Below are 12,205 nucleotides of genomic sequence, written 5' to 3' on the forward strand. Positions count from 1 at the left end.
GCGCAGGCGGCCCGCATGGAACGGATTCTCGCGGACCTGTTGCTGTTGTCCCGGCTGGACGCCCAGCCCAACCCGGATGATGAGGCCCCCCTCGACGTGGCCGAGCTGGTGTGCAGCATCTGCAGGGATGGCCGCGTACTCGGCACGGATACGGTCGCTGTGGACTGTGACACCGAAGGAGGCATTGGACTGCGCGGCGTCGCTTCAGAGTTGCGCAGCGCCTTTAGCAATCTCGTCCACAACGCGGTGAAGTACACGCCCGACGGCGGCAAAGTCCACATCCGCTGGTATGCGGACGGTGAGAGTGCCTGTTTCGACGTGGTGGACACCGGCATCGGCATACCACCCCAACACATTCCGCGTCTTACGGAGCGCTTCTATCGCGTCGACGACGGCCGCTCTCGGGACCGCGGCGGCACAGGGCTGGGGCTGTCCATCGTCCGGCATGCACTGCAACGACACGATGCCACCCTGGAAATCCGCAGCTCGCCTGGCCGGGGCAGCACGTTTCGATGCCGTTTTCCGAAAGAACGGCTCGTGGCGCTGGCGCACAAGAAACAGGCCGCCACGGGCACCATGTAGTTTTGGCAACCACGCCAGCGTCTCGCCTGTCACCCCTTCCCGTCGCTCCTAACCCAACAATGGTCTAAATCAACCAAGTCGTCCCCAGCCGCACCTCCGGCGCCGCCCCCGGGATCAAGCTCACCGCCTGCCAGCCAAACGCAAAGACCACCAGCGCCGCGGCGCCCAGGCTTGCCGCATAATGACCCAGGCGATTACCCCGCCGCATGCCCAACACAAGCGCGAAGGCCGCATACAGCAGTATCAGACTGTAGGCGATGCCCGCGAGCGCCAGCGGCGCGCCGTAGGGCCAGGGCAAGGCGGCCAGCACATTGCCGATCCAGGCAGGAACCATGGCCACGGACACGGCCGCCAGCGCGCGGGAGAACTCCGAGCGCCCCTGGAACAGATCGCAGAGGAAGTGTCCGGCGGTGGCAAGCCCGAGCACACCCACCAATTGCGTAAGCGCACTGTAAATGGCGAACGGCACAGGCTGCGGCCGGGTTTCTGGGGGGAATGCGTCCGGCGTGAGGCTGTGAGCCCAACCGGCGGCGACGACGCTGAGCACGATCATCGGCCCTGTGAAGCACAACAGCAGCGCCACCGACTCGGGGTCGTACTTGCGGAAGTCTTGAAGCGTCGCTGCGGGGCGCACAAACACGCCCCAGAGCGCCTGCCAGGCCCATCTCAATGGCGGTCACCCGTGGCCTCGCGAGCCATCTGGTCGAAGCTGGTATGGCGTACGTCCTTGCCGCGGACGAAGTACACCACGTACTCGCAGATGTTCCGCGCACGGTCGCCGATTCGTTCCATGGAGCGCGCGGACCAGACGATATCCATGACCCGGGGGATACTGTCCGGGGAGGCCATCATCTGGTCCATCAGCCGTTGCAGGATCACCTGGTACTGGCTATCCGCCTGGATGTCCTGCTGGGCCACCCGTACCGCGGCCTGGGCATCCATGCGTGCCACCGCGTCCAGGGCACCACGCACCATATCCCGCACGTGATAGCCGAAGGCGCCCATGTCCTTCATGGGGGCCACGGTACGGTCCTCTTGCAGCAGATGCAACGCCATGCGCCCGATGCGCTCGGCCTCGTCACCAATGCGTTCGAGATCGGTAATGGTCTTCACCACGGCCATGACCAGACGCAAGTCGCTGGCTGTGGGCTGGCGGCGCACCAGCACGTGCGTGCACTCCTCGTCAAGCTGCACTTCCAGGGCGTTCACCTTGTAGTCACTGGTGACAACGGTCTGGGCCAGCTCCATATTGCCGTCCACCATCGCGGACACGGCATCCGTGAGCTGCTGTTCGACCATGCCGCCCATGGCAAGGACGCGGCTGTGAATATCCTCCAGCTCCTCGTTGAACTGGTGGGAGATGTGTTGCCTGAAAAAGCTTTCGTCGATGGAATCGTCTGTCATGGCCCTTGCTCCTGCGGTCATTCGGGGGCCCTGAGGCCTGTCAATATTGGCGCGAACGGCGCGGCGACTCAGCCGTGCCGGCCGGTGATGTAGTCTTCCGTCGCCTTCTTGGAGGGATTCGTGAACAGGGTATCGGTGTCGTTGAACTCCATGAGCTCACCCAGGTAAAGATACGCCGTGTAGTCCGACACGCGCGCGGCCTGCTGCATGTTGTGGGTGACAATGGCGATGGTGTAGTGCTTCTTCAGCTCGAAGATCAGCTCCTCGATCTTGAGCGTCGCCAACGGGTCCAGCGCCGAGGCCGGTTCGTCCAGCAGCAGGACCTCCGGTTCGATGGCGATCGCCCGCGCGATCACCAGCCGCTGCTGCTGCCCGCCGGAGAGGCCAAAGGCATTCTCGCTCAGGCGGTCCTTGACTTCGCCCCATAGGGCCGCCCGGCGGAGGGATTTCTCCACCACCTCATCGAGAATACGCCGTTTTTTCACACCCTGAAGGCGCAGCCCGTAGGCCACGTTCTCGTAGATGGATTTCGGAAAGGGGTTGGGCTTCTGGAACACCATGCCCACCCGCCGCCGCAGCTCGGGAATGTCCACCGAGCGGTCGTATATCTCCTGGCCATCGATGCGAATGGCGCCCTCGACGCGGCAGTTGTCGATGAGGTCGTTCATCCGGTTCATGCAGCGCAGCAAGGTCGACTTGCCGCAACCTGACGGGCCGATGAACGCCGTCACCCGCTGTCGCGGGATCTTCATGTCGATCCCGTTGAGCGCCTGGTCGTTGCCGTACCAGAGCTTGAGCTGGTCAATCTCGACGCAGATGTCCTCGTTGCGGATATTCAGCTGCCGTTGTCCGCCACTGCGGCCGCGGTTCGAACTGACGGCGTGGGTGGCGGTGTCGCGGGTTTCTGTCTCACTCATTGCTCGGTCCTGCCTGATTCGGTTGTCCGTGCCGGCTGGTTGTGGCCCGCCGGTCCCAAAAGCCGCCTGCGGCGCTGACTAGTGTCCTGTAGCCGAAATTCGGCTACAGGACACTAGTCGCTCTCGGCGCGGAAACGCTCCCGCAGGTGGTTTCTGATGATGATCGCGGTGAGGTTCAGCACGATGATCACCATCACCAAGATCAGCGCCGTTGCATACACCAACGGCCGCCCTGCCTCCACGTTGGGACTCTGGAAGCCCACGTCATAGATATGGAAGCCCAGGTGCATGAAACTGCGGTCCAGGTGGAAAAACGGGAAGTTGCCGTCCACCGGCAACGCCGGCGCCAGCTTCACCACGCCCACCAGCATCAGCGGCGCCACCTCGCCGGCCGCCCGCGCCACGGCCAGAATCAGCCCGGTAATCATCGCCGGCGTGGCCAACGGCACCACGGTGCGCCAGAGCATCTCCCCCTTGGTCGCCCCCAGCGCCAGGGCGCCGTGGCGGATGGACCCGGGGATCCGTGCCAACCCCTCCTCGGTGGAGACGATCACCACCGGCAGGGTCAGCAGCGCCAGGGTGAGCGAGGCCCAGAGCACGCCGCCCTTACCGAAGGTCGGCGATGGCAAGCGCTCGGCGTAGAAGAACTGATCGATCCCACCGCCCATGAAATAGACGAAGAAACCAAGCCCGAACACGCCGAAGACAATGGATGGCACCCCGGCCAGGTTGTTCACCGAGATGCGGATCATGCGAATCAGCGGCCCCTGCTTGGCATACTCGCGCATGTAGATGGCCGCCAGCACACCGAAGGGCGTCACGAACACCGCCATGACCAGGGTCATGAACACGGTGCCGAAAATAGCCGGCAGAATCCCGCCCTCGGTATTCGCCTCGCGGGGATAGCCGGAGACGAAGTCCCAGAACTCGCCGACGTAAAAGACGGTTTTCTCGCCGATGCTCATGGCGTTGGGGCGACTCGGCTTGACGATATCCCCCAGCGGCATGGTCGCCCGGTGCCCTTCCGCCGTCTCGAACACGGCCTCGAAACGCTCGATGTCCTCCAGGAGTTCGTTGCGGCGTTCGACGAGTTGGTCGTACTCGGCTTCCCAGCGCTCGCGTTCCTCCCGCAAGGCCTGGGAGCGTTCTTCTCGTTCCGGCTCCGACAACGTCTCGTCGGCCTGGAGGCGGCGCTGGGCCAGGCGCACCTCCTCGATCTCGGCATTGACGTTGCCGATCTCCACGCGCTCGATGCGGCCGATCTCCTCGATACGGGGCACATTCTCCGCAAACAGGCTGTCGAACCGCTCCCAGGCCTCATCGCCCTCGGCCACCACGTCGCCGCCGACGCGCACTTCGCGCAGGTAGCCGTAGAAGTCACCCCACTGGCGACGCTCCACCCGTACGGCGTCCTCGGGGTACTCCCATTCGGACATGTTCTCCTGCACATACCAGGTGAAATCGCGGTCCGTGATGTCCCGGTTGCCGCGCTTGATCCGGTGACGGGTAATCAGGTCCCCGTCTTCATCCACCTGGAAGCCCCGCTGCTGTGCCGCCTGCACGCTGAGCACCTCGGAGCGGTCGACTTCGCCCATGACACTGACGGGCTCGTCGCCGGGCTCGGCGTAGTCGAAGGCGACGATGTTGCTCGGCCAGAAGTGCTGCAGGCCGGTGAACACGATATGGCCAAACAGTCCCACCACGAGCACCAGACTGATGGCCACCGCGCCGGCGTTCAACCATATCCACGGTATGCCGCGATTGAACCAATTACGCATGAAGGTCTCCCGGGCCCGTTGTCAGAGGCTGCTGTATTTCTTGCGCAGGCGGTGGCGCACCACCTCGGCAATGGTGTTGAGGACGAAAGTCATGAGGAACAGCACAAGCGCCGCCAGGAACAGAATGCGGTAGTGCGTGCCACCCACGGCCGCCTCGGGCATCTCCACGGCGATATTTGCTGACAGGGTGCGCATGCCCTCGAAGATGTTGAAGTTGACCACCGGACTGTTGCCGGTGGCCATGAGCACGATCATGGTCTCGCCCACCGCCCGACCGAATCCGATCATGACCGCCGAGAAGATGCCCGGGCTGGCAGTCAGCAACACCACCGTCACTACCGCCTGCCAAGGGGTCGCCCCCAAGGCCAGCGCACCCTGGGTGAGGTGCTTGGGCACGTTGAATATGGCGTCCTCGGAGATGGAATAGATGGTCGGGATTACGGCGAACCCCATGGCCATACCCACCACCAGGGCGTTGCGCTGGTCATAGGTAATGCCCTGATCGGTGAGCCATTGACGCATATCACCGCCGAAGAACCAGACCTCCAGTAACGGGCTCATGGACACCGCAAACCAGCCCACCGCCAACACCACCGGAATCAGCAACGCGCCCTCCCAACCGGCCGGCACGCGACCACTTACCCCCGCGGGAATCACCCGCGTCCAGAGCCAGGCTGCGACGATGAAGGAGATCGGCGTCAGCAGCAGGATGCTGAAGATCGCCGGCAGGTTGTTCTCGAAATAGGGTGCAGCCCAGAGCCCGGCCAGGAAGCCGAGAATCACGGTGGGCAGGGCCTCCATGATCTCGATGGTGGGTTTGGTGACGGTGCGCATGCGCGGCGCCATGAAATACGCCGAGTAGATCGCCGCCAGGATTGCCAGCGGGGCGGCGAACAGCATGGCGTAGAAGGCCGCTTTCAGGGTGCCCACGGTGAGCGGGACCATGGAAAACTTGGGCTCGAATTCCTGGGTGGCCGACGACGACTGCCAGACATAATCCGGGTTGTTGCGGCCTTCGTACCAGACTTTCTGCCACAGCGCACTGAAGGAGATCTCCGGGTGCGGGTTTCTCACATCCAGGTAGCGAAAACCACCGTCCTCGCCCACGATCAGCATGCCGTTCTGGCGTGGCGCCATGGAGACGGAATCCACCTCGATTTCGTCGCCCAGGTTGAGTCGCGCCAGGGTGCGGTCGGAGGTGGCGTGATGCAGCTGCACGGTGCCGTCGGCGGCAGCGGTGGCGAACCCCTTGCGCGCGTGCTCCGGACCGATGCTCGTGACCGGCGCGCCGTGGGGCTCGAAGGAGCGGATCTGGGTCAGCCGCCGCTCCCCCTGCTCGTTACGCGCCAGAAACCACTGCGACACGGAGCCGTCGGAGCCGCCGGCGATGATGGACACCGCGCCAAGCAGGAAATCCATGGCGGTCACCTCTGCATCGCCGCCCTGGATGGCCCGTTCGCTGGCAACCAGGCGCGGGTTGCGGCGATTGGAGATGTCGTAATAGTGGAGCCGGCCGTCAGCACCGCCGACGAACAGATTCCGCATGGTGGTATTCATGAGGATCTGGGTAACCTCGACACCCTCCTCCGGCCAGGGCATCTCGTAGACCTGGCGCTCCACGGTGACATCACCGGTGAGGAAATCCTCGTCTTCCTTGAACAGGACCACCCGTAACTGCTCGTGCTCGTTGTTGGCGGCGATGATCGCGGTCCCCAATCCGCCGCGCTGCACGCCGATGACATCCAGGGCGTAACCCTCCTCGGCAAACACGTCCAGCGGCTCACCATTACCCTCCGGGTAGGTGATTTTCGGCGCGATCTGCCGCTCGCCGCCGGGATAGGAGATGTCGTAGTCGTGCCGCAAGAAGATCGCCGTGCCGTCGTCCAGGCCGTAGCCCACCAGGCGACTGCGCGCCTCGCCGGTGGCGAAGTCCGTGACATTGACGCCTTCGGGGCGGTTCAGAACCTCTTCGCTGATCACCTCGCCAGTGGTCGGGTAAAAGAACACGGCACGTGCGTCGTCGGTGAATCGCACCGCGACCTGTCGGTAGCGCTCCATGGCCGTGTGCAGGGTCGGCGCGCCGTCGGCGCCCGGGGCATCGTAACGCCCGACAGCCTCCATTTCGGCGCTGCCGAAAATCGGTGCCGTCTCGGAAAACAGATACACGAACATCAGCACCAGCGTCACGATCACGCCAATGCCGAAGATGGCGATGGTGCCCTTGCCACACCAGTCCTTCGCGGCTCGCCAGCGCCGCAGGCGTTGGCGCTGCTGGAGTGACGGCATGTAGGAGCGCGGACCGGTTGGCCCCGACCCCGGACTGTGAGTGCTCGCTGCATCGGTCATGGTAGAGGCCCGGTAGTAACGATGTGGGCGCATGCTAGGGCGCCAACATGACAGTCGTGTGACAGGGGAAAGACGTTACTGTGTCTAACAGCAAGGAAACGTGGCGCCTGCAGCAGTGCAGAAAAGCACTGCCAACCGATCCGCGTCGGCCGGCAGTGGCAACAGCTCCGGGGCTTGAGAGGCGGACCTACTCGAGCCCGAGGTTGGCACGCTCCCGGGATGCGGCGCTCTCCGGCAGGGGAATGAAGCCGTCACGCCGCGTCACGTCCTGACCCTCGGCGGAGAGCACCAGGCGCAGGAATTCCCTCTGCAGGGGCGGCAGATCCTCGTTCGGGTTCTTGTTCACGTAGACGTAGAGGAACCGGGCAAGGGGATAATCCCCGCTCAAGGCGTTCTCGGGCGAAGCCTCGAAGTACTCGCCCTCCTCCTGGCCCAGGGGAATCGCGCGCACACCAGATGTGCGGTAACCGATGCCGGAGTAGCCGATGCCGTTCAGGGACTCGGTCACGCCCTGAACCACCGAGGCGGAACCCGGCTGCTCGTTGATGGCGTTCTTGAAGTCACCATCGCACAGGGCGTGCTCGCGGAAGTAGCCGTAGGTTCCGGAGACGGCGTTGCGGCTGTAGAGCGTAAAGTCGCGGTTGGCCCACGCGCCGTCCATGCCGAGCTGCCCCCAGGCGGTGATGTCTTCTTCGTAGCCGCAGCGGCGGGTCTCGGAGAACACCGCGTCCACCTGCGGGAGGGTCATGCCCTCGATGGGGTTGTCGCGGTTGACGTAGACGGCGAGCACGTCAATGGCGGTGCGCACCAGGGTCGGTGGGTAACCGTGGGCTTCCTCGAAGGCCTGAATCTCCGACTCCCGCATTTGGCGGCTCATGGGGCCGAAGTCGGCGGTACCCTCGGCCAGGGCCGCTGGTGCGGTGGAGGAACCTGCACCCTCGATCTGGATGTTCACATTGGGGTAGAAGTCGTTGAACGCCTCCGCCCAGAGGGTCATCAGGTTATTCAGGGTGTCTGACCCTTGGCTCGAGAGATTGCCCGATATACCGGAGACGCTCGAATAGCCGGGTAATGCATCGTCAAGCTCCGGCTCCTCTGCCGCGCCGGCCATGGTGGCAGCCATGGCCAACGCCGAAGCCGCGGCTGCAATACATGATGTTCTGAACATGGTTGTCTCTCTCCGCATTACTGCGCTGCGATGTCAAGGCTGTCGCCGTCCAGCTGTCGGTCCTTCTTGAACGACTGCGGTGAGTATGGTGGTCGTATCTGACACTGCGGTGAACGCTGTATGACCGTTTCATGACATTGCCACATGGTCATTACACAGGATGGTGGCGCCTTGACACACGTTGCTCACAACAGCTGCAAGGCCGCGGTGGATCATCGATACTGGCGGTCAAGCACCGTCGCAACGGGAGTCTACGCCATGGAGCTCTACTACAGCCTTACATCCCCCTATGCGCGCATCGTGCGCATTGCCCTGCTGGAGAAGCACCTGGACGATCGCGTCACTCATCACGTCGTCGACCCCTGGGGGGACGATCCGTCGCTCATGCAGGTCAACCCGGCCACCCGAGTACCGACACTGATTACACACGACGGCACGCCAATCACGGAGTCGTTGCTGATGGTGCATTACCTGGAAGCCGTGTGGCCGCAGCCTGGATTGATTCCGACCATCGATCGTGAACGCACGCTCAGCGAGGCCGGTCTGGCAGTGGGCATGATCGACGCGGCCGTACATACGCTACTGGGCAGGAAAATCGGTGGTGCACAATTCGACGCCAGCCCCATTGGGCAGCGGCGCACCCGCGCCATCAACGCGGCCCTTGACCGGCTGGAGGCGCAATCACCGGCAATCTCGGGCCAATTGGGCGCGCTTACCGTGGCCATTGCTCTGGACTATCTGGATCTGCGCTTTCCCGACATGGGTTGGGCGGTAACACGCCCGCAACTCGCCCGCTGGCATGAAGCGATGGAAGAGCGCGAGTCGCTGTCACGCACACGGCCACCCCGGAGCTGAGCGAATAGACCGATCCCTTGACACACTAAAGCGCCCGCCGAGGGCGGGCGCACGGATTCGCCATGAGTGCCGGGGGGCGCCTAGTCGTTGCCGACCGTCATGCGCTCCCGATTGTTCTCCACAGTCGCCGGGCCGACGCCCTGCACATCGGCAAGGGCGTCTACGCTGTCGAAGCCGCCATTGGCCTCGCGGTATTCCACAATGGCAGCGGCGCGGTGTTCTCCGATTCCATGCAGTGTCGCGGCCAGGGTCTCCGCATCCGCCGAGTTGAGATCCACCGTCTCGGCGAGAGCAACTCCGAGCGACAGCACCGATACGAGGGGAACCACACAGGCAAGACGAATCAGTTTCGCCATCATCAACCTCCTTTGTCGTGTAGGCACGGACGTCAGTGTCCATGGCCCCGCTGGTGAAACGGGGCAAAAAAAGGTTAACCGGAGGCGTCTTCGAATTCAAGCACGGGAACGCCTTAGGCGACCACGAGCAATCATGCCGCCTTCCTAAACGCGAAGGCTCGCAACGATGCCATGCAGTGCGGCGCACGGATCCGCGGCAGTGGTCACGGGCCGCCCGATCACGAGGTAGTCCGCACCCTGCTCCAGGGCGCCCGCGGGCGTCGCGATTCGCCGCTGGTCGTCGGGGGCGGCGTTCGCCGGTCGAATCCCGGGCGTCACCAGAATCGGAGCATCCCCGTGTTCGGCGCGCAGCCGACTCGCTTCAAGGGCCGAACAGACCAGGCCATCCAGACCCGCCCTCAACGCCAGCCGGGCCAACCGCGCCACCAGTGCATCCGATCCCTCGGCAAGGCCCAGCTGTTTCAGGTCGTCGGGGCCATGACTGGTGAGCACCGTCACGGCCGTCAACAGGGGTACGGGCCCGTTCGCCGTGGCGAGTGCCTCGCGGGCCGCCGCCATCATGCGCACCCCCCCCAGGGCGTGGACGTTGACCATCCACACGCCCAGATCTGCCGCCGCCCGGCAGGCCGCGGCGGTGGTGTTGGGTATATCGTGGAACTTGAGATCGAGGAAAATCGTGAAACCGCGTTGCTGCAAACGCTCGACCAATTGCGGTCCGGTGCGGGTAAACAACTCCTTGCCAACCTTGAGGCGGCATAGCCTCGGGTCCAGCTGCGCGGCTAACGCCTCGGCTCGCTCGGCCTTGTCCAGATCCAGCGCCACCACCACTCGGGGCTCTTCAACGCCAGCCGCCGCCTCCACCGTCACTCCCCTTCGACACCCTGAATCGGCTTAATGGTTGCCCAGGACCGGCATCTGGGACAGTGCCAGTGCATGGTCCGGGCATTGAAGCCACACCTGCGGCAGGCATAGCTGGGTTTATCACGCAGCAATGCCTGGCAAAGCTCCCGGAGGATTTCCAGGTCCTCGCGGCCGGTATCACCTGACTGGGCCAGATTGAGTTCAATCAACCGGTTCAGCCCCCGCACCGAAGGCCGCTGACGTAACTGCTCCACCAGGTAGCGGGCCGCCGCCGCCTCACCGTGATCCCGCCGAATTCGCTCCGAGAGTGCCAAGATCACGGAGGCGCCGCGGTAGTCCTGCTGCACACTCTCAAGATAGGCGCGGAAGTCATCCGGGCGCCCGAGCTGCGTGTAGCATTCGTGCAGGCCGACAAGGACTTCCCGAAGATAATCCCGGTCCTGGTCACGCACGCGCTGATAGCTCTTCAGTGCCTGCTTGTAATTGCCAGCACCGCGCTCGATATCGCCCTGGAGGATGCTCGCGCGCACGCAGTCCGGATCCGCCGTCAGGGACCGCTTGATCAGATTGCGGGCACGATTGATCTCGCCCTTGCGCCAGGCGGTGTCCACCTGTTCGCAGTAGAATTGCGCGACCATCGGTGCCATTCGCCGCTCCGTGTACGCCTCCAGGCGCGCTGCCACGGAGATCGCGTTATCCCATTCCTTTTCCTGCTGATAGATATCAAGCAGGTGATTCAGCGCCTCGGGGACATAAGCACCGGTGTCGACGACTTCCTGGAACAGATTCTCGGCGCGGTCGAGCAGACCTGCCCGGAGGTAATCCTTCCCCAACTCCAGCAGCGCCTGGGTGCGCTGATCACGATGCAGTGAGGGGCGGGCAATCAGGTTCTGGTGAATCCGTATTGCGCGGTCAACCTCGCCACGCCGGCGGAACAGGTTCCCCAATGCGAGGTGTGTCTCAACGGTTTCCGAATCCACCTCGACCATCCGCGTAAAGACTTCGATGGCCTTGTCAGATTGTTCGTTGAGGAGGTAATTGAGTCCCTGGAAATAATCACCCCGCAGTGGCTCCGGCGTCCCGGGGTCCCCGCCACCCCGGCCCTGGCGACGCCGTCCGATGACCCAGCCCGAGACGGCGGCCACCGGCAGCATCAGCCAGAAGAGTTCAACCATTTCAGCGCGATTCTTTTAGCGGCAGTCGGCGCAACTCGCTGAGCTCTTTCTCGGAATCCCGCACCCGCCGGCGGAGGCGATAGACCTCGCGCTGCTTACCAAGCAGCATACCCATGGTGGTTAGAACACCGATGACCGCTCCGACAATGAGCGCGGCCAGCAGCGCCAGGGACAGCGGCGCCGCAACGGTGCCGAAGTAGTAATCCACGTCAACGCGGTTCGCGTTGAGTAAGGAAAAGCTCAAGCCGAACAAGATGACAATCACGATTACCACGAAGCCGAGCAGTCGACGCATTTCCACTTTCCCCCGTATCAGAGCGCACGCCACAACGCCGTTGAGCTTCGCCCCAGGGACTGCGGCGGGGCTGACTACTCACCATTGACCCGTTGCCGGAGTTCCTTACCCGGTTTGAAATGTGGCACATACTTCGCCGGGAGGGCAACCGGATCGCCGGTTTTCGGATTACGCCCGATGCGCGGCGGCCGATGATGCAGCGAGAAGCTGCCAAAGCCGCGAATTTCAATCCGTTGCCCAGACGACAGCGCCTCGCTCATATGTTCCAGCAGCGTTTTCACCGCCAGTTCCACATCACGATAGGCCAGGTGTTGCTGCTTCGCTGCAATGATTTCGATTAGTTCGGATTTCGTCATTGTCAATGTCCAGACGATTCCGTGCGCTTGCAGGCAGAAACCGCCTCGGGGGCCAGCATCATGCCTTGATGAATGGAGCACTTCTGGTGCATGCGGGGCGGCAGCACAGCCT

The 12,205-nt window shown here is 63.5% G+C and carries 13 protein-coding genes; 2 read left to right on the forward strand and 11 right to left on the reverse strand.

The features are described from left to right. Positions 1–582, forward strand: a 582-nt coding sequence (locus tag QZT63_RS12930) for an ATP-binding protein (RefSeq protein WP_290651799.1), incomplete at its 5' end; no start/stop codon positions are given. Between the two features lie 64 nt (positions 583–646). On the opposite strand, the gene QZT63_RS12935 is transcribed toward QZT63_RS12930, so the two are convergent. The 6 genes from QZT63_RS12935 to QZT63_RS12960 form a co-directional block, all read right to left on the reverse strand. Then, positions 647–1,252 (reverse strand): Yip1 family protein, encoded by a 606-nt coding sequence (locus tag QZT63_RS12935; protein WP_290651801.1) that lies wholly within the window; start codon positions 1,250–1,252, stop codon positions 647–649. Then, complete coding sequence (gene phoU / locus QZT63_RS12940) at positions 1,249–1,971, reverse strand: phosphate signaling complex protein PhoU (protein WP_290651877.1); 723 nt, start codon at positions 1,969–1,971, stop codon at positions 1,249–1,251. The genes QZT63_RS12935 and phoU overlap by 4 nt, the downstream gene beginning before the upstream one ends. Positions 1,972–2,054: 83 nt before the next feature. Next, on the reverse strand, positions 2,055–2,903 hold the full coding sequence (pstB, locus tag QZT63_RS12945) for a phosphate ABC transporter ATP-binding protein PstB (RefSeq protein ID WP_290651803.1): 849 nt from the start codon (positions 2,901–2,903) through the stop codon (positions 2,055–2,057). A 113-nt stretch (positions 2,904–3,016) separates the two neighbouring features. Continuing rightward, positions 3,017–4,681 carry a phosphate ABC transporter permease PstA gene (pstA, locus tag QZT63_RS12950; protein ID WP_290651804.1) on the reverse strand — a complete coding sequence of 555 codons (1,665 nt, stop codon included), beginning with the start codon at positions 4,679–4,681 and terminating at the stop codon, positions 3,017–3,019. A gap of 21 nt (positions 4,682–4,702) precedes the next feature. Continuing rightward, the gene (locus tag QZT63_RS12955; protein WP_290651806.1) at positions 4,703–6,967 is read right to left on the reverse strand and encodes an ABC transporter permease subunit; all 2,265 of its coding nucleotides are present in this window, start codon (positions 6,965–6,967) and stop codon (positions 4,703–4,705) included. A gap of 247 nt (positions 6,968–7,214) precedes the next feature. After that, a complete protein-coding gene (locus QZT63_RS12960; protein ID WP_290651808.1) occupies positions 7,215–8,195 on the reverse strand; it encodes a phosphate ABC transporter substrate-binding protein in 981 nt (326 codons plus the stop codon). 171 nt (positions 8,196–8,366) lie between these two features. Here QZT63_RS12960 and QZT63_RS12965 point away from each other — a divergent pair, with 171 nt between their 5' ends. After that, positions 8,367–9,050, forward strand: a complete 684-nt coding sequence (locus QZT63_RS12965) for a glutathione S-transferase N-terminal domain-containing protein (RefSeq protein WP_290651810.1) — start codon at positions 8,367–8,369, stop codon at positions 9,048–9,050. 80 nt (positions 9,051–9,130) lie between these two features. Here the strand turns inward: QZT63_RS12965 and QZT63_RS12970 are convergent, their stop codons facing one another. From QZT63_RS12970 to QZT63_RS12990, 5 genes are all read right to left on the reverse strand, one after another. Further along, complete coding sequence (locus QZT63_RS12970) at positions 9,131–9,409, reverse strand: ComEA family DNA-binding protein (RefSeq protein ID WP_290651812.1); 279 nt, start codon at positions 9,407–9,409, stop codon at positions 9,131–9,133. Between the two features lie 141 nt (positions 9,410–9,550). Then, positions 9,551–10,267 (reverse strand): orotidine-5'-phosphate decarboxylase, encoded by a 717-nt coding sequence (gene pyrF / locus QZT63_RS12975; protein WP_290651814.1) that lies wholly within the window; start codon positions 10,265–10,267, stop codon positions 9,551–9,553. A 2-nt stretch (positions 10,268–10,269) separates the two neighbouring features. Then, positions 10,270–11,442, reverse strand: coding sequence for a lipopolysaccharide assembly protein LapB (gene lapB, locus QZT63_RS12980; protein WP_290651815.1), 1,173 nt, complete (start codon positions 11,440–11,442; stop codon positions 10,270–10,272). 1 nt (position 11,443) lies between these two features. Then, positions 11,444–11,737 (reverse strand): lipopolysaccharide assembly LapA domain-containing protein, encoded by a 294-nt coding sequence (locus QZT63_RS12985; RefSeq protein ID WP_290651816.1) that lies wholly within the window; start codon positions 11,735–11,737, stop codon positions 11,444–11,446. A gap of 74 nt (positions 11,738–11,811) precedes the next feature. Further along, a complete protein-coding gene (locus QZT63_RS12990; RefSeq protein ID WP_290651818.1) occupies positions 11,812–12,093 on the reverse strand; it encodes an integration host factor subunit beta in 282 nt (93 codons plus the stop codon). Positions 12,094–12,205 lie beyond the last annotated feature (112 nt).

Origin of the sequence: Aquisalimonas sp. (assembly GCF_007120195.1) — a bacterium.
In the GTDB taxonomy this organism is placed as follows: domain Bacteria; phylum Pseudomonadota; class Gammaproteobacteria; order Nitrococcales; family Aquisalimonadaceae; genus Aquisalimonas.

Bases quoted from the DNA above. Each gene is read 5' to 3' on its own strand.
- QZT63_RS12985 (WP_290651816.1), bottom strand. From the start codon at position 11,737: ATGCGTCGACTGCTCGGCTTCGTGGTAATCGTGATTGTCATCTTGTTC.
- pstA (WP_290651804.1), bottom strand. From the start codon at position 4,681: ATGCGTAATTGGTTCAATCGCGGCATACCGTGGATATGGTTGAACGCC.
- QZT63_RS12955 (WP_290651806.1), bottom strand. From the start codon at position 6,967: ATGCCGTCACTCCAGCAGCGCCAACGCCTGCGGCGCTGGCGAGCCGCG.
- QZT63_RS12990 (WP_290651818.1), bottom strand. From the start codon at position 12,093: ATGACGAAATCCGAACTAATCGAAATCATTGCAGCGAAGCAGCAACAC.
- pstB (WP_290651803.1), bottom strand. From the start codon at position 2,903: ATGAGTGAGACAGAAACCCGCGACACCGCCACCCACGCCGTCAGTTCG.
- QZT63_RS12960 (WP_290651808.1), bottom strand. From the start codon at position 8,195: ATGTTCAGAACATCATGTATTGCAGCCGCGGCTTCGGCGTTGGCCATG.
- QZT63_RS12970 (WP_290651812.1), bottom strand. From the start codon at position 9,409: ATGATGGCGAAACTGATTCGTCTTGCCTGTGTGGTTCCCCTCGTATCG.
- lapB (WP_290651815.1), bottom strand. From the start codon at position 11,442: ATGGTTGAACTCTTCTGGCTGATGCTGCCGGTGGCCGCCGTCTCGGGC.